This window comes from Aestuariivirga sp., assembly GCF_965227715.1.
Taxonomy (GTDB): domain Bacteria; phylum Pseudomonadota; class Alphaproteobacteria; order Rhizobiales; family Aestuariivirgaceae; genus Aestuariivirga.
In genome coordinates this window covers 1065163-1088103 of the sequence record NZ_OZ245771.1, presented here as the reverse complement: position 1 = coordinate 1088103, position 22941 = coordinate 1065163, and the positions used below count along the sequence as shown (strand labels likewise).

General features: G+C 62.7%; 22 protein-coding genes. 14 read left to right on the top strand and 8 right to left on the bottom strand.

The window, feature by feature from the left end:
• Positions 1 to 66 precede the first annotated feature (66 nt).
• On the top strand, positions 67 to 981 hold the full coding sequence (locus ACO06F_RS05240) for an alpha/beta hydrolase (RefSeq protein WP_421695633.1): 915 nt from the start codon (positions 67 to 69) through the stop codon (positions 979 to 981).
• Here the strand turns inward: ACO06F_RS05240 and gph are convergent.
• On the bottom strand, positions 945 to 1619 hold the full coding sequence (gph, locus tag ACO06F_RS05235) for a phosphoglycolate phosphatase (protein ID WP_421695632.1): 675 nt from the start codon (positions 1617 to 1619) through the stop codon (positions 945 to 947). The genes ACO06F_RS05240 and gph overlap by 37 nt on opposite strands.
• Before the next feature lie 83 nt (positions 1620 to 1702).
• Here gph and ACO06F_RS05230 point away from each other — a divergent pair, with 83 nt between their 5' ends.
• Genes ACO06F_RS05230 through ACO06F_RS05210 form a run of 5 tightly spaced genes read left to right on the top strand, consistent with a single transcriptional unit; the run spans position 1703 to position 6545 of the window.
• Positions 1703 to 3178: an NAD-dependent succinate-semialdehyde dehydrogenase gene (locus tag ACO06F_RS05230; RefSeq protein WP_421695631.1), complete on the top strand. Its 1476-nt coding sequence runs from the start codon at positions 1703 to 1705 to the stop codon at positions 3176 to 3178.
• Positions 3175 to 3870, top strand: a complete 696-nt coding sequence (gene rpiA / locus ACO06F_RS05225) for a ribose-5-phosphate isomerase RpiA (RefSeq protein WP_421695630.1) — start codon at positions 3175 to 3177, stop codon at positions 3868 to 3870. Before ACO06F_RS05230 ends, rpiA begins: the two co-directional genes overlap by 4 nt.
• Positions 3867 to 5228 (top strand): glutathione-disulfide reductase, encoded by a 1362-nt coding sequence (gor, locus tag ACO06F_RS05220; RefSeq protein ID WP_421695629.1) that lies wholly within the window; start codon positions 3867 to 3869, stop codon positions 5226 to 5228. The genes rpiA and gor overlap by 4 nt, the downstream gene beginning before the upstream one ends.
• A gap of 52 nt (positions 5229 to 5280) precedes the next feature.
• Complete coding sequence (locus tag ACO06F_RS05215; protein WP_421695628.1) at positions 5281 to 5790, top strand: RNA polymerase sigma factor; 510 nt, start codon at positions 5281 to 5283, stop codon at positions 5788 to 5790.
• The gene (locus tag ACO06F_RS05210) at positions 5787 to 6545 is read left to right on the top strand and encodes an anti-sigma factor family protein (RefSeq protein ID WP_421695627.1); all 759 of its coding nucleotides are present in this window, start codon (positions 5787 to 5789) and stop codon (positions 6543 to 6545) included. Before ACO06F_RS05215 ends, ACO06F_RS05210 begins: the two co-directional genes overlap by 4 nt.
• A 10-nt stretch (positions 6546 to 6555) precedes the next feature.
• On the opposite strand, the gene ACO06F_RS05205 is transcribed toward ACO06F_RS05210, so the two are convergent.
• A complete protein-coding gene (locus tag ACO06F_RS05205) occupies positions 6556 to 7155 on the bottom strand; it encodes a DUF1989 domain-containing protein (protein WP_421695626.1) in 600 nt (199 codons plus the stop codon).
• Between the two features lie 35 nt (positions 7156 to 7190).
• On the opposite strand from ACO06F_RS05205, the gene speB reads away from it, so the two are divergent.
• The 7 genes from speB (at position 7191) to mutL (ending at position 16955) form a co-directional block, all read left to right on the top strand.
• Positions 7191 to 8150 carry an agmatinase gene (speB, locus tag ACO06F_RS05200; protein WP_421695625.1) on the top strand — a complete coding sequence of 320 codons (960 nt, stop codon included), beginning with the start codon at positions 7191 to 7193 and terminating at the stop codon, positions 8148 to 8150.
• A gap of 326 nt (positions 8151 to 8476) precedes the next feature.
• A complete protein-coding gene (ileS, locus tag ACO06F_RS05195) occupies positions 8477 to 11371 on the top strand; it encodes an isoleucine--tRNA ligase (RefSeq protein WP_421695624.1) in 2895 nt (964 codons plus the stop codon).
• Entirely contained in the window at positions 11371 to 11871 is a 501-nt protein-coding gene (gene lspA, locus ACO06F_RS05190; protein WP_421695623.1) for a signal peptidase II, read from the top strand. The genes ileS and lspA overlap by 1 nt, the downstream gene beginning before the upstream one ends.
• A gap of 46 nt (positions 11872 to 11917) precedes the next feature.
• Positions 11918 to 12427 (top strand): hypothetical protein, encoded by a 510-nt coding sequence (locus tag ACO06F_RS05185; RefSeq protein ID WP_421695622.1) that lies wholly within the window; start codon positions 11918 to 11920, stop codon positions 12425 to 12427.
• A gap of 51 nt (positions 12428 to 12478) precedes the next feature.
• A complete protein-coding gene (locus tag ACO06F_RS05180) occupies positions 12479 to 13822 on the top strand; it encodes a M16 family metallopeptidase (RefSeq protein WP_421695621.1) in 1344 nt (447 codons plus the stop codon).
• An 8-nt stretch (positions 13823 to 13830) separates the two neighbouring features.
• Entirely contained in the window at positions 13831 to 15153 is a 1323-nt protein-coding gene (locus ACO06F_RS05175) for a M16 family metallopeptidase (RefSeq protein ID WP_421695620.1), read from the top strand.
• A 71-nt stretch (positions 15154 to 15224) separates the two neighbouring features.
• Positions 15225 to 16955, top strand: coding sequence for a DNA mismatch repair endonuclease MutL (mutL, locus tag ACO06F_RS05170; protein WP_421695619.1), 1731 nt, complete (start codon positions 15225 to 15227; stop codon positions 16953 to 16955).
• A gap of 186 nt (positions 16956 to 17141) precedes the next feature.
• On the opposite strand, the gene ACO06F_RS05165 is transcribed toward mutL, so the two are convergent.
• Genes ACO06F_RS05165 through ACO06F_RS05155 form a run of 3 tightly spaced genes read right to left on the bottom strand, consistent with a single transcriptional unit; the run spans position 17142 to position 19547 of the window.
• Complete coding sequence (locus tag ACO06F_RS05165) at positions 17142 to 18245, bottom strand: mandelate racemase/muconate lactonizing enzyme family protein (protein WP_421695618.1); 1104 nt, start codon at positions 18243 to 18245, stop codon at positions 17142 to 17144.
• Positions 18242 to 18805, bottom strand: coding sequence for a 16S rRNA (guanine(966)-N(2))-methyltransferase RsmD (rsmD, locus tag ACO06F_RS05160; protein WP_421695617.1), 564 nt, complete (start codon positions 18803 to 18805; stop codon positions 18242 to 18244). The genes ACO06F_RS05165 and rsmD overlap by 4 nt, the downstream gene beginning before the upstream one ends.
• Positions 18771 to 19547, bottom strand: a complete 777-nt coding sequence (locus ACO06F_RS05155) for a pseudouridine synthase (protein WP_421695616.1) — start codon at positions 19545 to 19547, stop codon at positions 18771 to 18773. Before ACO06F_RS05155 ends, rsmD begins: the two co-directional genes overlap by 35 nt.
• Before the next feature lie 36 nt (positions 19548 to 19583).
• Between ACO06F_RS05155 and ACO06F_RS05150 the strand changes: the two genes are divergently transcribed.
• A complete protein-coding gene (locus tag ACO06F_RS05150) occupies positions 19584 to 20039 on the top strand; it encodes a nucleoside deaminase (RefSeq protein WP_421695615.1) in 456 nt (151 codons plus the stop codon).
• Positions 20040 to 20115: 76 nt separating this feature from the next.
• Here the strand turns inward: ACO06F_RS05150 and ACO06F_RS05145 are convergent, their stop codons facing one another.
• The 3 genes from ACO06F_RS05145 to ACO06F_RS05135 are packed head-to-tail and all read right to left on the bottom strand — an operon-like array spanning position 20116 to position 22905.
• On the bottom strand, positions 20116 to 20952 hold the full coding sequence (locus tag ACO06F_RS05145; protein ID WP_421695614.1) for a patatin-like phospholipase family protein: 837 nt from the start codon (positions 20950 to 20952) through the stop codon (positions 20116 to 20118).
• Entirely contained in the window at positions 20949 to 22013 is a 1065-nt protein-coding gene (locus ACO06F_RS05140; RefSeq protein ID WP_421695613.1) for a phosphotransferase family protein, read from the bottom strand. Before ACO06F_RS05140 ends, ACO06F_RS05145 begins: the two co-directional genes overlap by 4 nt.
• Positions 22003 to 22905 carry an alpha/beta fold hydrolase gene (locus ACO06F_RS05135; protein WP_421695612.1) on the bottom strand — a complete coding sequence of 301 codons (903 nt, stop codon included), beginning with the start codon at positions 22903 to 22905 and terminating at the stop codon, positions 22003 to 22005. The genes ACO06F_RS05140 and ACO06F_RS05135 overlap by 11 nt, the downstream gene beginning before the upstream one ends.
• Positions 22906 to 22941: the final 36 nt, after the last annotated feature.

The window sequence follows — 22941 nt, the reverse complement described above, 5'->3', positions numbered from 1 at the left end:
AGGGTTGGGCGAAGTCAAGGATGGTGGGGAGGCATCTTTTGGCGGGGTTCGTGCGTAGTGGTCCCCATGAAGATCATCCTTGGGTTACTGGCCGTGCCCCCGCTGCTGGGGCTTTCGCTGTGGGCCGCCGCTGCGGCCAGCTCTCCGCTTGCTGTTTTCAATGCGCTGGTTCCGGTCGATTCCGGCGTCACTCGCCTGGCGGAAGGCGAGGCCTATGGGCCCGATCCCCGGCAGCGGCTCGATGTCTATGCCCCGAAAGCCCCCACCGGTGCCTCAGGGCCCTTGCCCGTGCTCGTCTTCTGCTATGGCGGCGGCTGGTATGAGGGAGACCGCAGCCTTTATGACTTTGCAGGCCGCGCCTTTGCGGCGGCGGGTTTCCTCACCATCGTGTTTGATTACCGCCTGGTGCCTGAGGTCCGCTTCCCAGATTTTGTGGATGATACGGCAGCGGCCATCGCCTGGGCCAGCCGCAATGCCAATCGCTATGGGGGTGATGGTGCCACGGTCTATCTCGTGGGTCACTCCGCCGGGGCCTATAATGTGGCCATGGCAGCGCTCGATCCGCGCTTTCTCGCCGCCCATGGCCTCAACCGCAGCGTGATTGGCGGTGTGGCAACGCTCGCTGGGCCCTTTGACTTCCTGCCGCTCAGCGGCCGCGCAGCCGTTGGCGCCTTCGGGCAATGGCCGGTTCCCGCCCAGACCCAGCCCATCAACTATGTCTCGCCCGGTGCACCCCCCTTCCTGCTGATAGCGGGTAACAAGGACCGCACAGTCTCTCCGCGCAATTCCCAGCGCCTGGCAGACAGGCTGCGCGCAGTGGGAACGGAGGCGAAGCTGGTGACGCTCGAAGGCCTGGGCCACGCCGACGTGTTGACGGTCATTGCCCGGCCCTTGCGCTGGCGCGCCCCCGTCTTGAGCGAAATCACCGGCTTCTTCCGGTCGCTTCAGGCCAGGGAAAAGAGGTCCTCGATCGCCTCATAGGCCTGGTCGAAATGGGCGATCATCCGGTCCGGCCCAAATTCCTCCACTGGCCGCGGCGTATAGCCGAAGGGCACGGCAATCACCGGCACGCCGGCATTGCGCGCGGTCAGAATATCCGTCTCGCTGTCCCCCACCATCAGGGCCCGCGGCGAATCGAGGTTGAGGCGGCTCACGGCTTCGAAAAAGGGGCGGGGGTCGGGCTTGGCGATGCCAAGCGTGTCCGGCCCGATCACGGAGCCAAAATATTTGGAAAGGTCCAACGCATCTAGCAGCTGCACCGAAAGCCCCTCCAGCTTGTTGGTGCACACGCCAAGGCCGAAGCCCTCCGCCTTCAATCGCTCCAGCAAGGTGACGAGGCCGGGGAAGGCCGTGCTGCCCGCAGCAATATTGCTGGAATAATAGTCCACGAAGCGCTTGTAATCTGCCTCAACGTCATAGGCGTCCGGAAGGCCGCCGGTTGCGGCCAGGCCGCGCGTCAGCAGCGAGCGGGCGCCATGGCCCACGAAGGCGCGCACTTCCTCCATCGCCAGCGGCCTGCGGCCGATCCCTTCCAGCACGTGGTTGGTGGCGCGCATCAGGTCGGGTGCCGTGTCCACCAGCGTGCCGTCAAGGTCGAAAATCACGGCGCGATCGGGCAAGGGAACCTCCGTAAACTGGTGTGTTGGTTTCGGGCGCGGCCCCGTGCTAAGAGGCCGCCACCCGAAGGACAGGAGGTCTCCACATGGATATCCGCAAGACCCAGGCGTTGCGCGACATACTGAAGGACAAGTCGCTGCTCAAGGACAAATGTTACGTGGACGGCAAGTGGGTGGGAGGCACCGCCACCATCGATGTCACGAACCCGGTGGACGAGAGCGTGATCGGAACCGTGCCGAAGCTGGGTGCGGCCGAAACCCGCACCGCCATTGAAGGCGCAAGCCGCGCCCAGAAGGATTGGGCGAAGAAGACCGCCAAGGAACGCGCCACAATCTTACGCAAATGGTTCAACCTGATGATGGAAAACCAGGAAGACCTGGCCCAGATCATGACGGCAGAGCAGGGCAAGCCCTTGGCGGAATCGCGCGGCGAAGTGGCCTATGGCGCCTCCTTCATCGAATTCTTCGCGGAAGAGGGAAAGCGCGTCTATGGCGAGACCATTCCGTCTCCCTGGCCCGCCGCCCGCATGGTCGTCATCAAGCAGCCCGTGGGCGTCGTTGCGGCCATCACGCCGTGGAATTTCCCCAATGCCATGATCACGCGCAAGGCAGGCCCCGCACTGGCCGCCGGCTGCGCCTTCGTCTGCAAGCCCGCCAATGAAACGCCGTTCTCCGCCCTGGCCCTGGCGGAGCTCGCGGAGCGTGCGGGCATTCCTGCCGGCGTCTTCTCCATCATCACCGGCCAGTCGCGTGAGATTGGTGCTGAGATGACATCGAACCCCATCGTCCGTGCGCTGACCTTCACGGGCTCCACCGAAGTGGGCCGTCTCCTCATGGCGCAGTGCGCCCCCACCATCAAGAAGGTGGGGCTTGAGCTCGGCGGCAATGCCCCCTTCATCGTCTTTGATGATGCCGATCTCGATGCCGCGGTCCAGGGCGCGATGATGTCCAAATACAGGAATGCCGGCCAGACCTGCGTCTGTGCCAACCGCATCCTGGTGCAGGAGGGCGTTTATGATGCCTTCGCTGACAAGCTCGCTGAAGCGGTGAAGAAGCTGAAGGTGGGTGACGGCACCGAACAGGGCGTGACGACGGGTCCCCTCATCAACAAGGCTGCGATTGCCAAGGTGCAGGAGCATATTGACGATGCGGTGAAGAAGGGTGCGAAGCTCATGCTTGGCGGCAAGTCGCTGGGCGGCAATTTCTTCGAACCCACGCTGATCCGTGACGTGACGGCGGACATGGCCGTGGCGCGTGAAGAAACCTTCGGCCCCGTGGCCCCGCTCTTCCGCTTCAAGACCGAGGAAGAGGCGATCGCCATGGCCAACAACACCGAGTTCGGCCTCGCCTGCTACTTCTATTCGCGTGACATCGGCCGCGTCTGGCGCGTGGCGGAAGGCCTCGAATACGGCATGGTCGGCATAAACGAGGGCATCATCTCGACGGCCGAGGCGCCGTTTGGGGGCGTCAAGGAATCAGGCCTCGGCCGCGAAGGCTCGCATCATGGCGTCGAGGAATATCTGGAAATGAAATACATGCTGATGGGTGGGCTGAACACGTGACCGCAGAAGACCAGAAGAAGGCCGCAGCAATCGCGGCACTTGAATATGTCCACCCCGGCGCGCGCGTCGGGCTCGGCACCGGCTCGACCGCCAATCACTTCATCACGGCACTCGCTGAAAAGGTGAAGGGCGGACTTGACGTCGAATGCGTGGCAACCTCGCGTGCGAGCTTCCAGCTTGCCTCGCGCTTAGGCCTCAAGATGACCACGCTCGAAAAGCAGCCCCACCTCGACGTGACGGTTGATGGCGCAGATGAGTTCGATGCCAACTTCCAGCTCATCAAGGGCGGCGGCGGCGCACTTCTCGTGGAGAAGATCGTGGCCACCTCGTCCCGCTACATGGTGGTGATCGCGGACCAGTCCAAGAAGGTCGAAACGCTGGGCAAGTTTCCGCTCCCCGTCGAAGTCGTGCCGTTCGGCGTCAACGCCACCGGCTGGAAGATAGACCGTGCACTGAGGATCTGCGATCTCCAGGGCAAGCTCAAGCTGCGGCTGAAGGATGGAAAGCCCTTCGTGACCGACAGCGGCAACGCGATCATTGACGTCTCGATCGGCGCCATTCCCGATCCGCGGCGGCTGGACAACCTGCTTAAGTCCATTCCCGGCGTGATCGATCACGGCCTGTTCATCGACATCTGCGGCGTCGTGCTGATGGGTACGGATGACGGCGTCCAGACGTTCCGCAAGGGATGAGCGGCTTCGACTATGATCTCTTCGTCATCGGCGCGGGCTCGGGCGGCGTCCGGGCCGGCCGCATTGCCGCGCGCTATGGCGCCAAGGTGGCGGTGGCGGAGGAATACCGCGTCGGCGGCACCTGCGTCATCCGCGGCTGCGTTCCCAAGAAGCTCTTCGTCTATGCCTCGAAATTCGCCGAGGAATTCGAAGATGCGGTGGGCTTCGGCTGGACGACGGACAAGGTCACCTTTGACTGGGCAACCCTCGTCGAGAACAAGGACAAGGAGATCGACCGCCTCAACAAGGCCTATCTCCGCAATCTCGAAGGGGCAGGGGCGGAATTGCTCCTCGAGCGCGCCGTGGTGGAGGACGCCAACACCGTCCGCTTGACCTCGGGCCGCAAGATCACCGCGCGCTATATTCTGGTGGCCACCGGCGCAACGCCCTTCCTGCCGCGTCATCTGCCCGGCCATGAGCTGGCAATCACCTCGAACGAAGCCTTCGATCTGAAGCGCTTGCCGGCGCGCATCGTCATTGTCGGCGGCGGCTATATCGCTGTCGAGTTCGCAGGCATTTTCTCCGGCCTCGGGGTGGAGACCATTCTCGTTTACCGCGGCGAGCAGATCCTGCGCGGCTTCGATGATGATATCCGGAACCATCTTGCTGCCGAGATGTCCAAGAAGGGGATCGAGATCCGCACCCAGTCGGATGTCTCCCTGATCGAGCGCTCGGGCGATGGCGTCCGCGTCACCCTGAACAACGGCGCGGTGTATGGCGCCGGCCAGATCATGTTCGCCACCGGCCGCATTCCCAATGTCTTGGGGCTGGGTCTCGATCATGTCGGAGTCGAAATGACCCCCCACATGGCCATCAAGGTCGATGCCTATTCGCAAACCGCAGTCCCCTCGATCTACGCGGTGGGAGACGTTACCAACCGCGTCAACCTCACACCCGTGGCCATCCGGGAGGGCCATGCCTTCGCCGACACGGTGTTTGGCGGCAAGGACGTGAAAGTCGATCATTCGCTGATCCCGACGGCGGTCTTCTCCCAGCCCGAAGTCGGCACCATCGGCCTGACCGAGACCCAGGCCCGCCAGGGCTTTGCCAAGGTCGATATCTACAAGTCGAGCTTCCGCCCAATGAAGCACACATTGTCCGGCCGGGATGAGCGCACGCTGATGAAGCTGGTGGTCGATGGCGAGTCGGACCGGGTCCTGGGCTGCCACATCTGCGGCCCGGATGCCGGCGAAATGGCGCAATTGCTGGGGATCGCCGTGCGGCTGGGCGCCAAGAAATCCGATTTCGACGCCACCATGGCCGTCCACCCCACCGCCTCCGAGGAGCTGGTGACGATGCGCGAGAAATGGACGGGCTGAGGCCTGGAATAAACCGCCGCACCGGGCGTAATCTCTCACAGAAGGGATTGCCATGGATCTTCGCCGCCAGCTTTCAGCCGAACTTCCGGTGCTGCGCCGCTTTGCGCGGGCGCTGACGGGCGATCCCGCCCTGGCGGATGATCTGGTGCAGGATTGCCTTGAGCGCGCCCTCACCAAGAGCCATCTTTATGATGCCTCACGCCCCCTGCGCGCCTGGCTGTTCACCGTCCTCCGCAATATCCATGTGAGCGGGCTCAGGCGCAGCGGAAGGTCGGGCATCGTCAAGACGGTGGACGATCTGGCCGAAGGCGAAGGCGCCATAGCACCTGATCAGGAACACCACATGGCGGCGAGCTCCATCACCGCGGCACTTGAGCGTCTCTCGCCGCAGCACCGGGAGGTGATCGTGCTCGTGGGGCTGGAAGAGATGAGCTACCGGGACGTATCTGAAATTCTGGGTGTGCCTGTGGGCACAGTCATGTCGCGCCTGTCGCGCGCACGCGAACACATGAGGCTGCTGCTCGAAGAGCGCGGCGTTGCAGGCTTGAGGCGGGTGAAATGACCAACGAAGACATCGATGACTGGGCGCTCCACGCCTATACCGACAATGAGCTTTCTCCCGAGCAGCGGGCCGATGTGGAGGCGCTGCTGGCGCGTGACCCGGCCGCCGCCCGCAAGGTTGAAAGCTGGCGCCGCCAGCGCGAGCTGCTCAAAGGCGCTTTTGACGGCCTCCTGACCGAGCCCGCACCTCCCCAGCTTGCAGCCACGCTGCGCAGGCCCACTGTCCGCAGCATGCGCCCCTGGTTTGCCGCCGCGGCTGCACTGCTTCTCCTGTTGATGGGCGGCCTTTCGGGCTGGTTCCTCAAGGGCGAAACCGAACCCGCGGTCATGGCGGGCCTCGCCAGCCAGGCACTAGAGGCCCATGCCGTCTATGCGGTTGAGGTGCGTCATCCGGTGGAAGTAGCCGCCAGCGAGAAGGACCATCTCCAGGCCTGGCTCTCGAAGCGGGTGGGAAACCCTTTCCCGGTGCCCGATCTTTCCTCCGAAGGCTACACGCTCCTCGGCGGCAGGCTTCTGGCTGAGGCGTCAGGCCCATCCGCCATGCTGATGTATGAAGACGCCCATGGCGGGCGCCTCTCCGTCCTGGTCGCCCCCTCCGGCACGGAAGGCGAAACAGCCCTCCATGTGGAAGAACGCGGCAAGCTCATCGCCTGCACCTGGACCGATGGCAAGCTCGCCATCGCCATCGCCGGCGAAATGGCCTATGACCCGATGATGAAGCTTGCCAAGGTGGTCTACGACAAATTCGAGGGCTGATCCCTCGGGCCTACTGATCCAGCACCTCGAAATGCGCTTCCACCGTCACGCCGTTGTTGATCGGCAGCATGTCCTGCGGGCAGGCGGAGAACACGACGATCGCATCCATCTCGGCGCGGAACACCACATAGTCGCCGGGCTTGCACAGGCAGTTGCCCCATTCCAGGCTGCCGTCCTGCTTCCAGGGAATGTTCATGAACAGGTTCAGTGAATCCGGCGTGTACGGAATATAAAGTCCAAGCTGCGCCAGCCCGGCATGCATGTTGTCGCGGCAATTGTCGTGATACTGTGTGCAGCCCAGAAGCCCGTAGCGTTCATTGTCGCAAGGGGCGATCAGCGTGTCATGGCGGCCGGGGCTCCGGTCCTCGGTAAGCGTCAGGATGGGGCGGCGGCGGTTGGTGATCATCTTGTCGCCTTCGACGGGATAAAGCCTCGTCCAGAAGGCGCGGCAATGCTCCATGCCCAGATATTCGCGCAGGTCTCCTGCGTTGAAGGCCCAGAAATCCACCACCTGGTTTCCATGGGTGTTGATCACCTTCACGGACTGGCCCTTGTTCAGGCGAACGGCCTTGCCGCGGCGGGCCGGAATGGTCTCTACTGTGGTGGTCACGCGTTATCCTCCTGCATTTCGCAAAGGTACCCATAATGAAGAAAGACCCGCGCTTCCAGCCTGTCGATGCCGCGGTGACACCGCGATTTGCAGGAATCGCAACCTTCATGCGCACGCAGCGCCATGATGTGTCGCCCGATCTGGACATTGCCCTCGTGGGTGTGCCCTTCGACATCGGCGTCAACTACCGCGCGGGAGCGCGGCAGGGCCCCGCCGCCGTGCGCGAGGCCTCGCGTTTGATCCGCCGCGTGCACAATGTCTCGGGGATCGCCCCCTATGATCTCTGCAATGTGGCCGATGTGGGCGACGCGCCCGTAAACCCGATTGACCTCCACCGCTCGATCCAGCTGATCGAAGAGTTCTTCCAGAAAATCCACGTGGCGGGCACGCTCCCCCTTTCAGTGGGCGGCGATCACACCGTGCCGCTCCCCATCCTCCGCGCCCTCGCCAGGGATCGCCCCGTCGGCATCTTCCACATCGACAGCCATGCCGATACGCTGGACACGCTGGCGGACACGAAGATCAACCACGCCACCACCTTCCGCCGCGGCGTGGAGGAAGGGCTGATCGATCCGAAGCGGACGATCCAGATCGGCCTCCGCGGCTCGCGCTTTTCGCCTGATGATATCAAGTGGGGCGAAGACGCGGGCTTCACCTGCATCACCTTCGAGGATTATGAGCGCATGGGCCGCGCCGCCGTGATTGCGAAGATTGATGAGGTGCTGGGCACCGGCCCCACCTATATGACGATCGACATTGATGGCATCGATCCCGCCTGGGCGCCGGGCACCGGTGTTCCAGAAATCGGCGGCCTCACCCCGCGTGAGGTGCAGGTCATGGTGCGGAGCCTTCAGGGCAAGCATCTGGTCGGTGGTGACATTTGCGAGGTGGCCCCCTGCTTTGATCCCACCGGCATCACGGCGGTCACGGCTGCCAATCTTCTCTGGGAAATGCTCTGCGTGCTGGCGGATTCGAAGGCGGGCCGGGCGGCGTAAGCGGCCTATGCATCGCCCCGGCCCGAAAAAGACCCGGTAAGGACGTTGTCTTTTCCTTTTCATTTTCCTCTCCCCCACCGGGGGGAGAGGGCAGGGTGAGGGGGGGTGCGTCCGCGATGGAGCTGTTTCAATCCCTCTCCAGCCGTCTCCCGCACGGCACCACCCTCTCCCCCTCGGAAAAACAATTTGCGCCCCGGAAGTATGCCCCATCCTATATCCCACCCGAAATGAAGCAGGCGCTGCGCCCGCCCATGCCTGAATGGCTTTATCCCCGCCGAAAACCTGCTAGAAGCCCGCCAAACACTTGATTTGGATCGAGCCGTCCCATGTCAGACGACAAGCCGCAGAAGAATGACCGCTACCGGGACACCGTGTTCCTGCCCAAAACCACCTTTGCCATGAAGGCGGGGCTGCCGCAGCGTGAGCCGGAGCTCTTGAAGCGCTGGGGCGAGATCGACCTCTACAACACCCTCCGCAAGCAATCCGAGGGCCGCCCCAAATACGTGCTGCATGACGGCCCACCCTATGCCAACGGGCACCTCCATATCGGCCATGCCCTCAACAAGATCCTGAAGGACATCGTCACCCGCTCCCGCCAGATGCAGGGCTTCGATTCCAACTATGTTCCCGGCTGGGATTGCCACGGCCTTCCCATCGAATGGAAGATCGAGGAGCAATACCGCGAGAAGGGCTGGAACAAGGACGAAGTGCCGATCAACGACTTCCGCAAGGAATGCCGCGCCTTCGCCGCCCACTGGATCGATGTGCAGCGCGAGGAGTTCAAGCGGTTGGGGGTCACGGGCGATTGGGACAATCCCTATCTCACCATGAATTTCCGCGCCGAAGCGCTGATCGCCAATGAGCTGTTGAAATTCGCAAGCTCCGGCCAGCTCTATCGCGGGTCGAAGCCCGTCATGTGGTCGGTGGTGGAAAGAACCGCGCTGGCCGAGGCGGAAGTCGAGTATCAGGATTACCAGTCGGACACGATCTACGTGAAGTTCCCGGTGCGGGACGGCGCCTCGAACCTGCTCAATGCCAGCATCGTCATCTGGACGACGACGCCCTGGACCATTCCAGGAAACCGCGCCATCAGCTTCTCCTCCAGGATCTCCTACGGCGTTTATGAAGTAACTGCGGCGCCCGAAGGCAATTGGGCCAAAGCGGGGGACAGATATATCCTCGCGGACCGTCTGGCCGAGGAGGTGATGAAGGCCGCCAAGGTCGAGAGCTTCAGCCGCCTGGGAGATGCCGATCTTACGGGCGTCACCTGCGGGCACCCGCTGGCGCATCTGGGTTACGGCTTCGACGTTCCCCTGCTCGATGGTGACCATGTGACGGATGATACCGGCACGGGCTTCGTCCATACTGCACCAAGTCACGGTGCCGATGACTATAACATCTGGACGGCAAGCGAAGCCTATCTGAAGCAAAAGGGCATCGCGACCACCATCCCCTTCACGGTCGATGCTGACGGCTTCTATACCAAGGATGCGCCGGGCTTCACCGGAAAGCGCGTCATCACCGACAAGGGCGAGAAGGGCGACGCGAATGACGCGGTCATCCGTGCACTGACGGAAGCGGGCGCGCTGATCTCGCGCGGCCGCCTCAAGCACCAGTATCCGCACAGCTGGCGCTCCAAGAAGCCGATCATCTTCCGCAACACGCCGCAATGGTTCATCTCCATGTCCAGCCACGGCCTGCGGGAGATCGCGCTCAAGGCCATCGACGAGACGAAGTTTTTCCCCGCCGGGGGCCAGAACCGCCTGCGCGCCATGATCGAGCAGCGCCCGGATTGGGTCATCTCGCGCCAGCGCGCCTGGGGCGTTCCCATCGCCGTTTTCGTCAACCGAGAGACGGGCGCCATCCTGGATGACCCGGAAGTCAATGCCCGCATTGTCGAGGCCTTTTCGGAAGAAGGGGCGGATGCCTGGTTCGCGGAAGGGGCCTCCCAGCGCTTTCTCGGCAATGATTATTCGATCCTCGAATGGGAGCAGGTGCGCGACATTCTGGATGTGTGGTTCGATTCAGGCTCGACCCACGCCTTCGTGCTCGAACAGCGCCCGGACCTGAAGTGGCCGGCCGATATCTATCTGGAAGGTTCGGATCAGCATCGCGGCTGGTTCCATTCTTCGCTCCTCGAAGCCTGCGGCACGCGCGGCCGCGCCCCCTATGATGCGGTGCTCACGCATGGCTTCGTCGTGGCAGAGGATGGCCGCAAGATGTCAAAGTCCTTGGGCAACATCGTCACCCCGCAGGAGGTGATCAAGCAATCGGGTGCGGACATTCTCCGCCTGTGGGTGGCCTCGGCGGATTATGCCGAAGACCTGCGCTTGGGGCCGGAAATCCTCAAGACCAACATCGAGTCCTATCGCAAGCTCCGCAACACCATGCGCTACATACTGGGCGCGGTGGACGATCTGAAGGACTGGGAATTCGTTCCGGCAAAGGACATGCCAGAGCTGGACCGCTACATCCTCCACCGGCTGCATGAGCTGGAGGGCCAGGTCATGGCGGCCTATGAGGTCTTTGACTACAAGCGCCTCTTCGCACTGCTCTCCAATTTCATGACGGTCGATCTCTCGGCCTTCTATTTCGATATCCGCAAGGATTCGCTCTATTGCGATCCCTGGTCGTCCACCCGCCGCCGCGCCTGCCGCACTGTGCTGGATCAGCTGTTCCATTGCCTCACCACCTGGTGGGCTCCGGTCCTGGCCTTCACCATGGATGAAGTCTGGCTCGCCCGCTTCCCTGGCGAAGGCTCCTCCGTCCATCTGATGCAGTTCGCGAAATGCCCGGAGGAATGGGCAGACCCGGCGCTCGCGGCCAAGTGGGACAAGGTGCGCGCCGTCCGCTCCGTGGTGACAGGCGCTCTCGAGATCGAGCGCCAGGTGAAGAAGACCATCGGCTCGGCACTGGAAGCCGCGCCTGACGTCTATGTCTCCGATCCGGAGCTCATCGCAGCACTCGACGGGGTGGACCTGGCTGAAATCTCCATCACCTCGGGCGCCACCCTGATCCCGGGGGAGGGGCCAGCTGAGGCCTTCCGGCTTGAGGGCGTGAAGGGTGTTGCCGTCGTCTTCAAGCCAGCCGAGGGCGCCAAGTGCGCGAGGTCCTGGAAGATCACGCCGGAGGTGGGAACCGATCCTGAATTCCCCGACATCACCCCCCGGGATGCGGACGCGGTGCGGGAGTGGCAGACCCGTTTCGGCAAGACCGTCTGATGCGGGGGAGGCTCTGGGGGCCGCTCGCGCCGCTCACGCTGGCTATGGCGGCCCTGGTTTTCGGCTTCGACCAGTTGCACAAATACTGGATGCTGGATGTCTACGGCATCTCCGAAAAAGCACCGATTCGCATCACGTCCTTCTTCGATTTGGTCATGGTTTGGAACCGTGGAATCTCCTACGGGCTGTTCAGTACACACACCCAGGAACTGCTGATTTTGGTCAGCGTGTGCATCGCTTTTCTGCTCTGGATATGGGCTTGTGGCGTTCGCAACGCCCTGAGTGCCGCAGCCCTCGGAATGGTCATCGGTGGGGCCCTGGGAAATGCCCTGGACCGCTTCGCACGCGGTGCGGTAGCGGATTTCTTTCATTTTCATTATCAACAGTTTAGCTGGTATGTTTTCAACATCGCGGATGTTGCGATCGTTGCTGGCGTCGCGTTGCTGATGTATGAGTCGCTCTTCCCCCGGGAGCGAGGTAGCCGCCGTGAAAAGGCCTGATTTCGGCGGCACTAGCTTGGCTCCTAAGGCCAAGAAGGGTATTTCGATGAAGTCCGCCGGTCCGGTTGTGCTGCTCTGCCTCGCAACCCTCAGCCTATCAGGCTGCGGCAGCACCATGCGCGGCTACCTTGAGAAGGATACGCCGACGGAACAGGTCGCCGTTCGCCAGGACTTGACCATGCCGCCGGACCTGCGCCTGCCGCCGCCGGGAACCACCGCAGCTGCACCTGATCCAGGCGCTCTCAGCACCCAGAATTCACTCTCTGCAGCACCGCCCGCGGCCCCTTTGACCGTCATCCCCGGCAATACGCCGGCAGCGGCTCCCAGGGCTGTGACGCCCGCTCCGGTGACGACGGCTACAACCACCGCCGCCGCAAGCGGGCCTGATGCGATTTACGTAAATGCCGGAATCTCGGTAACTAACCCTGACGGCACCCGCAAGTCGGATCAACAGCTCCGCGCGGAACTGCAGGCCTATTACATCGCTCAGAAAAAGGCCAAAAACCCGAACTACGGTAGCGTCTTTAACATGGGTAATATCTTCAAGGACGAATAGCGCTTCCAGCCGCAGCGATTGGCGCGGCTTCACGCACAGCGAGAGAAACGAATGAGCTTGTTCAAGCGAGTGCTTCCTGTTGCCTTCATCATGCTTGCCGCCGCAAGTTCCGCCCGCGCGCTGGACATCGACGTGAGCTCTTTCACGCTTCCCAATGGCATGCAGGTGGTGGTGATCCCGGACCATCGCGCCCCGGTCGTCACCCACATGGTGTGGTACAAGGTTGGCGCGGCGGATGAGCCGCAGGGCAAGGCGGGCATCGCCCATCTCCTCGAGCACTTGATGTTCAAGGGAACGCCGAAGCACCCGGATGGCGCCTTCAGCCGCATCGTGCGGGCAAATGGCGGAGACGAGAACGCCTTCACCACGCAGGATTACACGGCCTATTTCCAAAAAGTAATGAAAGACCGCCTGCCGCTGGTGATGGAGCTTGAGGCGGACCGCATGCAGAACCTCGAGCTCACTGATGAAACTGTGCTGCCGGAGCGCGCAGTGGTCCTCGAGGAGCGCCGCCAGCGCACCGACAATGAGCCCACGGGCCTGCTGTCCGAGCAGCTCGATGCCGCGCTCTACACCGCCCACCCCTATGGCAAGCCAGTGATCGGCTGGATGCCGGAAGTCTCGCAGCTGACACGCCAGGATGCGATGGACTTTTATGCCCAGCATTACGAGCCCGAAAACGCCATCCTCATCGTCGCCGGCGATGTGACGCCAGCTGAGGTCAAGACATTGGCAGAGCGGTATTATGGCCCGCTCAAGAACAAGCGTCCGCCGGTTGAGCGAAAGCGGTCCATCGAGCCGCCGCCCAATGCCGAACGCCGCGTGACCATGCGCGATGCCCGGGCAAGCACGCCCACCTGGCAGCGGCAGTATCTCACGTCATCGGCCCGCCAGCTTCCCCAGCGCGAGGAACTCGCTCTCTCGCTGCTGGCCGAGATCATCGGTGGCGGCAATCAGAGCCGCCTCTACCAAACCTTGACGGTCGACAAGAAGGTGGCGGCCTATGCCGGGTCCTGGTTCTCGGCTGACCAGCTCGATTCCGGTACCTTCGGCTTCTATGCCGCGCCCAACCCCGGCGTGAGCGTCGATGACGTCGAGAAGGGCGTGGATGCGATCCTGGATGAGATTGCCGCCAAGGGGGTTACACAGCAAGAGCTGGACGCCAGCCGCAACCACATGATTGCCAGTGCCGTCTATCTGCTCGACTCGCAGGATGCGCTGGCGCGCATGTTCGGCACCGCGCTCGCCACGGGTCAAACCGTCGAGGATGTGAAGAACTGGGAGCGCGATCTGGGGCAGGTCACCGTCGAGGACGTCAACAAGGCCGCGCGCACCGTTCTGGATAGGCGTGCCTCCGTCACGGGCGTCCTTCTGCCCGAGGTAAAGAGCCAATGAGATATATCATGAACCTCAATATTCTCGGCACGCTGCTTGCCGCTGCCTTCTTTGCCTGGGCAGGCGCTTCGGGTGCCAATGCCTTCACCATCCAGGAGGTGACGAGCCCCGGCGGCATCAAGGCCTGGCTCGTCGAGGAGCACGCGATCCCGCTCCTGGCGATGAACTATTCGTTCCGGAACGGCAGCGCCAATGACCCAGCGGGCAAGGAAGGTGTGTCCGAGTTCCTGACCGGCATGATGGACGAAGGTGCAGGCGACATGCTCTCGGACGCGTTCCAGAGAAAGCGCGAAGAGCTCGCCTTCCGCATGACTTTTGATTCGGGAAATGACTTTTTCGAAGGGAGCTTCCAGACCCTCAGCCGCAATCGTGAGGAATCGACTGACCTCCTGAAGCTTGCCATCACCTCTCCGCGTTTCGATGCCGAGCCGCTTGAGCGCGTTCGCAGGCAGTTCCTCTTGAATGTGAAGGAGAAGGAACAGGACCCGCAAAGCATCGCGTGGCAGGCGTGGATGGATAATATTCTTCCTGGCGACCCCTATGCGCGGCGGGACGAAGGGACCGAGGCAACCATGGGCGCCATGACCGCGGACGATTTGCGCGCCGCACACCGCCGCATCTTCAACCGGGACACGCTGCAGATCGCTGTTGTGGGCGACATCACCGCCAAGGAGCTGGGCCCGCTGCTCGACAAGGTGTTTGGCGGCTTGCCTGAAAAATCTCCCGAAGCGGCAGAGCTACCACCCGCCAAGCCTGCACAGGGTCCGAAGCTCCAGATCATCGAGCGGGACATGCCGCAGAGCGTCATCGCCTTCGGTACGGAAGGCATCCTGCGCAGCGATCCTGATTTCATTCCTGCTTATGTGATGTCCGAGATTTTCGGCGGCGGTGGCCTCTCGTCCGTTCTGACGGATGAGATCCGCGAGAAGCGCGGCCTCACCTATGGTGTGAGCTACGGTCTCTCGCCGTCGAACCGGATCGGGCTCTATGCCGGCGGATTGCAGACCAAGAACGAAACAGCAGGTGAAGCGCTGGACACGGCACGGTCCCTGATGGCGAAATTCGCGGAGAACGGTCCCACCCAAGCCGAGTTGGACGAGGCCAAGACGTTCCTCACCGGCTCTTACGGGTTGCGCTTTTCGAGCAACTCCGCAATTGCCAACCAGCTCCTTGGCCTCCAGCAGCAGAACCTCGGCATCGACTATATCCAGAAGCGCAACGCCCTGGTGGAAGCCGTTACGCTGGACCAGGTGAAAACCCAGGCCAAGCGCCTGCTCCACCCGGACAGGCTGATCGTCACGGTGGTCGGCAAACCCCAGGGGATCAAGTAACCGGGCTAAGCCGCCCGGCGGAAACCGACCTTCCCGTGGCAACATGTCGTCTGCCGCGCTAAGTTGCCAACATGCGAATCCGCCGTCTCTCCGAAGGAACTGTCAACCGCATTGCAGCGGGCGAGGTAATCGAGCGCCCCGCCAGCGTGGTGAAGGAACTCGTCGAGAACGCCATTGACGCGGGCGCTGCGCAGATCGACGTTGCCTTTCGTGGCGGCGGCAAGAACCTGATTCGAGTTTCTGATGATGGTATTGGTATGGGGCCGGAGGACTTGGCACTTGCCGTTGAACGGCACGCCACCTCGAAGCTCTCAGAGGATGATCTGGTCGATATCCGCTTCTTCGGTTTCCGTGGGGAGGCGCTGCCGTCCATCGGCTCGGTGAGCCGCCTCGCCATCACCTCCCGCCCGCGCAGCGGCGGCACTGCGCATGTGATTGCGGTGGAAGGTGGCCTGCTCTCACCGCCCCGGCCAGCCGCCCTGGGGCAGGGGACGGAGATCGACGTTAAGGACTTGTTCTATGCCACGCCCGCTCGCCTCAAGTTCCTGAAAGCGGATCGCACGGAAACCGCGGAGGCAGCGGAGGTCGTCCGGCGCATGGCGCTCGCCCACCCGGAGATCGGCTTTTCTTTCGTGACGGAGGAGCGCCGGCTGGTGGATGTTCCCAAGGGTGAAGCAGAGGAGGCCCGTGTTCGCCGCATCCTCGGGCCTGAGTTCATGGAGAATGCGATTCCCTTCGAAATGGAGCGGGAAAGCGTGCTGGTGCGGGGCTATGCCGGCCTTCCCACCTGGTCCCGCAACACCGGCGCGCAGCAATATATGTTCGTCAACGGCCGCAGCGTGCGGGACAAGCTGCTGTCAGGCGCCATCCGTGGCGCCTATGCGGATGTGCTCCCGTCAGGCCGTTTTCCGGCGCTCGTCCTTTTTCTGTCCTGCCTGCCAGAGCGCGTCGACGTCAACGTCCACCCCGCCAAGGCGGAGGTGCGCTTTAGGGACGGCGGCCAGGTGCGCGGCCTCATCGTCAGCGCCATCCGGGATGGGCTGGGGCGAAAGCGCACGGCGGATACAGGCCTCTCGCGCCAGACGGCCTCAAGCTTCAAATCCGTCATGCCGCGGCCCTTCGTGCACCGCGGCTTCGATGAGGAGGAAAAGCAAGCAGCCCTCGCCATGAACATGCCGCCCGCCACGGCGCCGGTGGCGGAAGCCGCGGCAGTTCAGCCGGACTATCCCCTCGGCCAGGCCCGCACGCAGATCCATGACAATTACATCGTGTCGCAAACCAGGGATGGTTTCATCCTGATTGATCAGCACGCCGCGCATGAGCGCCTGGTCTATGAGCGGCTGAAGCGTGAGCGCGCAGAGCGCGGCATTGAGACCCAGCCGCTGCTGGTTCCGGAGGTGGTCGATCTCGACCCCGTTCAGGTGGAGCGCCTTGCCGCTGCTGCGGAGTTGCTGGCCCAGGGCGGCCTCGTCCTCGAGGCTTTCGGAGACGGCGCCGTGATCATCCGTGAGGTTCCCGCCGCCATCGGCAAGGCGGATGTTCCGGGGATTGTGCGCGATGTGGCGGATGAACTTTCGGAGCTCGGCGTCTCGACCAGCCTTGAACAGCGCATCAACCACGTGCTGGCCACCATGGCCTGCCACAACTCCGTCCGCTCGGGACGAAAGCTCCGGCCCGAAGAAATGAACGCCCTGCTGCGCGAAATGGAGGCCACGCCCAATTCTGGCCAGTGCAACCATGGCCGGCCGACATTTATCGAACTGAAGCTGAGCGAGATCGAGAAGCTGTTCGGGCGGAGGTGAAGGCGGAGTGGGGCAAGCTGCAGGCCAGAATTTCTGTTGACTTTATTCCTGTCATATGCTAGAAAGCCTACATCGTGCTTTCTGCTGATTGACATTGTGAATCTGTTTGGTGGCCTGTTGCCATCCTCTCCGGACGCCAAGGAGGGGGATCGCCGGATCAAGTCCGGGCGATGACGGGCTTGAGGTCTAACCCGCCTCGCTCGCCTTGTATTGCGCGCGGTCGAGCCAGGCGGGGTTTATCTCGACGCCCCATCCGGGCTGATCCGTGACCTCCGCCCTGCCATCGGAGATCCGGTAGGGCTCGCCCAGGAAGAGGTCATATTGCCAGGGATAGTAATCCTCTTCCTCGATGGAGAATTCGAGATACTTGCCCGCATTGGGGATCGCCCGCAGCAAATGCATGGTGCACATGGTGACGAGGGAGAGATTGGCGGCATGCGGCGTCACCGGCAGCCCCGCCTCTTCCGCCATCTTCGCCACCCGCAAGCTGCGCAGCATGCCGCCCAGATACATGACGTCCGGCTGCACCACGTCCACCGCGCGCATGCCGATCATGGTGCCCCAGGTGGTGAATTCGCAATCCTGTTCGCCGCCCGTTACATCGATTGAAAGCGTATCGGTGACTTGCTTGGTCTGGGCGAATTCCCAATAGGGGCAGGGCTCCTCGAAATGGCCGATGCCTTCAGCCTCCAGAAGGCGGCCAACCTCGATGGCGCGCCTGGGCGAATAGCAGGAATTGGCATCGACGAGCTTCGCCACGCCGTCTCCCAGCGCGCGGGACACGGTGGGTACGATCGCCTCCGTGCGGCCTGGCCACTCGTCCTTGTCACGCCCGCATTCCGAGCCGACACGCCATTTGAAGGCGTCGAAGCCTTTCTCGTCGCGAAGCTTACACAGCCGCCTTGCCTCATCTTCTGGGGTGATGTCCCGCTTCATGGAAGAGGCATAGGCGCGAAGCTTGCCCGGCGTTCCGCCGAAGAGCGCGGTGACGGGCTTTCCCTCCAGCTTGCTCCTGAGGTCGAGCAATGCGGTATCAAGCCCGGTCATGGCGCGGCGCAAATAGGAGCCCGGATATTTGTGCTCGCGCTCGCTGATGATCTCCAGCGTATCCGCGAAATCAAGAGCATCGGTGCCCAGCGCATGGCGCGCCACCTGGCGGTGGAAGATCTCGCAGGTGATATCCGAATTATAGGTCGAGACCTGGCCCCAGCCCTGGTCGCCCGTGTCTGACGTGACCCGGACGAAGCCGACGAACTCATTGCAGAATGTCTCAAGCTTGCGAATTTTCATGACTGTCCCTGCCGGTAGAATCGGATCGTTGTCGCACCATAATCGCGCTCGTCGATCAGCGTGAGGCCATCGACGGGTGCTATGGCGGAGGCCTCGGATTCTTCAAGAACGACGATGGCGCCCGGGTTCAGCCACTCCCCCGCGACGAGTGCCGCAAGGGCCTGTTCGCCCAGTCCCTTGCCGTAAGGCGGGTCGGCGAAGACCAGGTCGAACTTTGGCTGCGGTGCGCATGGGCCGAGGCGTGTTGCATCGCGCCGCCAGATTTTGGCAAGTCCGATCACGCCCAGCGCGTCGGCATTCTTGCGAATGAGCCCGCGTGCCTCGCTGCTGTCTTCCACGAACTGGCAGAAGCGGGCGCCGCGTGACAGGGCTTCGAGGCCCATGGCGCCAGTGCCTGCAAACAGGTCAAGCGCACGGGCGCCCTCAAGCTCAAGCCCGTGGATGCCATGTGCGAGTATGTTGAAAACGGACTCACGGACACGGTCGCTGGTTGGCCGCGTGGCAGAGCCATGCGGCGGCGCAATGCTATGGCCTTTGAATTTTCCACCGACGATGCGCATCGTTTTCCTTCTTGAAGAATTTCTCGCCAACGCTTGCCTTCATGGCGCGTGTGGGCACTTCCTCAATGCCGCCGCGGGCAAGCTCACCCAGCTGGAAGGGCCCGAAGGCGGTGCGGATCAGGCGGTTCACCTGCAGGCCCAGATGCTCGCAGATGCGTTTGACCTCCCGATTCTTGCCTTCGGTGATGGCGATGGTGAGCCAGCTGTTATCGCCCTGCACCCGCTCGATCCTGGCTTCCACAGGGCCATAGCGCACGCCTTCGATCTCCACGCCTTTTTCGATCTTCTTCAGCGCCGCTTCCTCGACGTGGCCGAAGGCCCGCACCCGGTAGCGCCTGATCCAGCCGGTGGCGGGAAGTTCGAGAAAGCGCGCCAGCTCGCCGTCATTGGTGAGCAGCAGCAGACCTTCGGTGTTGATGTCCAGCCGGCCGATGGACAGAACCCGTGGCAATTGCTCACGGAGCTTCTCGAAAACGGTGGGGCGCCCCTGCGGGTCATGGTTGGACACGACGAGACCCGCCGGCTTGTGGTAACGCCACAGCCGTGTTTCGTCTTTCTGAGGGAGCGGCAGATTGTCGACCTGGATCACGTCCTTGGCCGTCACATTTGTGGCAGCGGAGGTGAGCAGCTTGCCGTTCATCTTGACCCGGCCTTCCGCGATCAAACGCTCCGCATCGCGCCTGGAGCAGAGGCCCGCCCTGGCGATCACCTTGGCGATGCGTTCACCCTCGAATTCGCTCATCTTGACCAGGCACCCATGATCGCTTCATGTGGCACGATGCGCTTGAAACTGCCAGCCCCAATGCAGGCCGCCTTCCTTGAAGCCGAGGCCGCCGCCGCCCGTGGGGAGGTGCCCGTGGGGGCAGCTGTGGTGGACGGCTCAGGCGCCATTATCGCCCGCGCCGGCAATCGGACGCTGGAGCGGAAGGACCCGACGGCGCATGCCGAGATGCTGGCAATCCGTAAGGCAGCAGAGCTGCTGGGGTCTGAGCGCCTGACCGGCTGCGACCTCTATGTGACGCTCGAGCCCTGCGCCATGTGCGCGGGGGCCATTTCCTTTGCCCGGATCCGCCGGCTGTATTTTGGCGCGGGTGATGAGAAGATGGGGGCGGTCGAGCATGGCGGCCGGTTTTTCTCACAGCCCACCTGCCATCACGCGCCGGATGTCTACAGCGGTATTGGCGAAGTTCAGGCGAAGGACATGCTGCGGGCGTTCTTCCGGGCCAGACGCTAGAGCATCGAGCGATCATTCTCAGTGCCGTGACGGAAAAAGAGGCGGGTGAATTGCGGTTTGATCTCAACTGACAGCGCTAGGCGATTGCCAGAATACGCGCTTCCAACTCGCGTTTCAGCTGGTCCTTGGCAGGGCCTGCCTGGACCATCACATCCTTGATGCGGAAGAAATCGCCTCCGGAGAAGCCATCCAGGGCAGGGCGGATATAAATGTCAGGCGGGTTGATCGCGCGCCTGAGCCCTGCCACCTGGTGGAACAGGATGAACAGCGAACCCACGGCCAGTTCCATGTTGCCGCGATGCGCGCCCGTGGCAGGCCGGGGCCGGCCGGTCACGTCCACGGCCACCACGATGTCCATGCCTTGCCGGGCATGGTCGAAGGGCACCGGATTGGTGATGCAGCCATCGACATATGCATGCCCATCATATTTGGGGCCGAGGATCACGCCGGGAATGGCGATGGAGGCGCCCACCGCCGTCACCAGCGGCCCCTCTTGAAGGACGATCTCCGCCATGGTGTCGAAGTCCGTGGCGATGACCTTGAAGGGGATGGCCAAGTCTTCGATCAACTTCGGCAAGGTTCCTGGCAGCACGAGGCCTGCCAGTGCCTCGCCCTGAAGGTGCAGCGATCCGAGGCCCTTCAGCGCCAGGAGGTCGAACGGGTTGACGCGCTTCTCGCCAAAGGCATAGCGAAGTGCGCTGAGCCGGTTGGACAGCAGCCTTTCGGCCCACTCGCGAATGTCACGGGCGCTCATTCCGCCCGCATAGGCTGCTCCCACCAGCGCCCCGATGGAGCAGCCTGCGATGACGGAAGGCTTGATGCCCAGCTCGTCAAAGACTTCAAGCATCGGAATATGTGCAAGCCCGCGGGCGCTGCCGCCACCCAGTGCAAGGCCGATCCTGGGGCCACTCATGCCCCCGCCTCCCTGGCAAAGCGCCAGGCCGTTTGGGCGAGGGGCCGCACCTGCTGCGCCATGGCAGCGGCTTCCGCATTGGCGGCTGTGCCGTCCCGCACGCGGCCCAAAATGCCCTGCAGGATCGCCGCGAGACGGAAGAAATTATAGGCCATGTAGACCGGAAGCTCGGGAATGCCGGCCCGCCCAGTTCGCCTGCAATAGCGGGTGATATAGTCTGAGATTTGCGGCACGCCTGGGTCTTCCTCATGCCCCAGCAGCGATCCCACTCCCGCTCCCGTTTCCGAAACCGGCATCGACCATTGCATGAGGTGGTAGGTGAAATCCGCCAGCGGGTCTCCGATGGTGGAAAGTTCCCAGTCGAGAACGGCGATGATGCGCGGCTCATGAGGATCGATGATGCAATTGTCGAGACGGAAATCGCCATGGACGATGGCAGCACCGGAATCGGCCGGGCTGGCGCCGGGCAGCCATTCGATCAATCTGTCCATTTCGGGGATCGTCTCGGTTTCGGAGGCGCGGTACTGCTCGCTCCAGCGCTTGATCTGGCGTGCGACATAGCCGGCGGGCCGTCCGAAATCCTCAAGGCCCAGTGTTGCGGGATCGAACGTGTGCAGCTTGGCGATTGTCGTGTTGAGAGAGTCAAACAGCGCTGCACGATCATCATGGGATAGTCCGGGCGCATGCGGTTCCCAGAACACCCGGCCCTCGGCATGCTCCATGACGTAAAAGGGCGCTCCAATGACAGCTTGATCCGTGCACAGATGAAGCGGCCGGGCCACCGGGAAGTCAGCCGACGCAAGCGCCGCGGTCACCCGGTATTCCCGTTCGATGGCGTGGGCAGAGGGCAACAGCTTGCCGAAGGGCTTTCGCCGCAGCACATAGGATTTGGCGGGTGTTGTGAGCTTGTAGGTGGGATTGGACTGGCCGCCCTTGAAGCGCGTGATCGTCAGGGGGCCTGAGAACCCCCGAATATGTTGCTCCAGCCAGGCTTCGAGAGCTTCGCTGCTCACATCAGATGCACTGGTTCCCGAAAAGGCGGCCTGGCGGTCAATGCGCATGGCGGGTCAGGAACGGCAGAAGTGCTGCCAGTGCCGCCTTCGGATTTTCTTCGGCAACAAAATGGCCGGAATCGATGCCCTGGCCTTCGACGTGGCTGCACCATTCCCGCCAGGTTTCGAGGGGACCGTCCGTTTCGCTGGGAATGCCGGCCTTTCCCCACAGGGCCAGAGTCGGACAGGCGATCTTTGCGCCGCGCGCACGGTCCTGTTCGTCGGCGGCGAGGTCACTGGTGGCGCCGGCGCGATAGTCATTGCAAGTCGCGTGGATGTGTTCGGGGGTGGCGTAATGCAGGCGGTAGGCCGCAAGGGCGTCTTCGCTGAAGGCAGAGAGGTCCTTGCTTTTGGTCCAGCTCGCGATCGTGTAGTCAAGATAACCGACCGGGTTCTGCTCGATCAGCATTTCGGGCAGCGGATGCGGCTGGGCCAGGAAGAGCCAGTGATAGGTCTTCATGGCCAGCTTCACGGTGAAGTTATGCCACATCGCATATGTCGGCACGATGTCGAGCACGGTGAGGCTGGCCACCGCCGCCGGATGGTCAAGCGCCATGCGATAGGCAACGCGTGCGCCGCGGTCATGGCCCACTACGGCAAAGCGCTCATGGCCTAGCGCACGCATCAGGGCAATCAGATCACTGGCCATGGCCCGCTTTGAATAGGCTTCGTTCTGCGGGTCGTTGGGCGGGCATTCTGAATAGCCATAGCCCCGCAAGTCCGGCATCACGCAGGTGAACTGCGCCATGAGATCAGGCGCAAGCTTGTGCCACATGGCATGCGTCTGCGGAAAGCCGTGGATCAGCAGCAGTGGCGGACCCGATCCGCCGATCCTTGCAAAGATCTCGATGCCAGCAATCTTCTGGCGGTGTTCATGCGTGCCGGGGAACAGCGTGCTCATGGAGGGAAGGTTACACCCAGTGCAGGCCTTGCGCCA

Bases quoted from the DNA above. Each gene is read 5' to 3' on its own strand.
- ACO06F_RS05240 (WP_421695633.1), top strand. From the start codon at position 67: ATGAAGATCATCCTTGGGTTACTGGCCGTGCCCCCGCTGCTGGGGCTT.
- ACO06F_RS05230 (WP_421695631.1), top strand. From the start codon at position 1,703: ATGGATATCCGCAAGACCCAGGCGTTGCGCGACATACTGAAGGACAAG.
- gor (WP_421695629.1), top strand. From the start codon at position 3,867: ATGAGCGGCTTCGACTATGATCTCTTCGTCATCGGCGCGGGCTCGGGC.
- ACO06F_RS05215 (WP_421695628.1), top strand. From the start codon at position 5,281: ATGGATCTTCGCCGCCAGCTTTCAGCCGAACTTCCGGTGCTGCGCCGC.
- ACO06F_RS05210 (WP_421695627.1), top strand. From the start codon at position 5,787: ATGACCAACGAAGACATCGATGACTGGGCGCTCCACGCCTATACCGAC.
- speB (WP_421695625.1), top strand. From the start codon at position 7,191: ATGAAGAAAGACCCGCGCTTCCAGCCTGTCGATGCCGCGGTGACACCG.
- ileS (WP_421695624.1), top strand. From the start codon at position 8,477: ATGTCAGACGACAAGCCGCAGAAGAATGACCGCTACCGGGACACCGTG.
- lspA (WP_421695623.1), top strand. From the start codon at position 11,371: ATGCGGGGGAGGCTCTGGGGGCCGCTCGCGCCGCTCACGCTGGCTATG.
- ACO06F_RS05185 (WP_421695622.1), top strand. From the start codon at position 11,918: ATGAAGTCCGCCGGTCCGGTTGTGCTGCTCTGCCTCGCAACCCTCAGC.
- ACO06F_RS05180 (WP_421695621.1), top strand. From the start codon at position 12,479: ATGAGCTTGTTCAAGCGAGTGCTTCCTGTTGCCTTCATCATGCTTGCC.
- ACO06F_RS05175 (WP_421695620.1), top strand. From the start codon at position 13,831: ATGAACCTCAATATTCTCGGCACGCTGCTTGCCGCTGCCTTCTTTGCC.
- mutL (WP_421695619.1), top strand. From the start codon at position 15,225: ATGCGAATCCGCCGTCTCTCCGAAGGAACTGTCAACCGCATTGCAGCG.
- ACO06F_RS05165 (WP_421695618.1), bottom strand. From the start codon at position 18,245: ATGAAAATTCGCAAGCTTGAGACATTCTGCAATGAGTTCGTCGGCTTC.
- rsmD (WP_421695617.1), bottom strand. From the start codon at position 18,805: ATGCGCATCGTCGGTGGAAAATTCAAAGGCCATAGCATTGCGCCGCCG.
- ACO06F_RS05155 (WP_421695616.1), bottom strand. From the start codon at position 19,547: ATGAGCGAATTCGAGGGTGAACGCATCGCCAAGGTGATCGCCAGGGCG.
- ACO06F_RS05150 (WP_421695615.1), top strand. From the start codon at position 19,584: ATGCGCTTGAAACTGCCAGCCCCAATGCAGGCCGCCTTCCTTGAAGCC.
- ACO06F_RS05145 (WP_421695614.1), bottom strand. From the start codon at position 20,952: ATGAGTGGCCCCAGGATCGGCCTTGCACTGGGTGGCGGCAGCGCCCGC.
- ACO06F_RS05140 (WP_421695613.1), bottom strand. From the start codon at position 22,013: ATGCGCATTGACCGCCAGGCCGCCTTTTCGGGAACCAGTGCATCTGAT.
- ACO06F_RS05135 (WP_421695612.1), bottom strand. From the start codon at position 22,905: ATGAGCACGCTGTTCCCCGGCACGCATGAACACCGCCAGAAGATTGCT.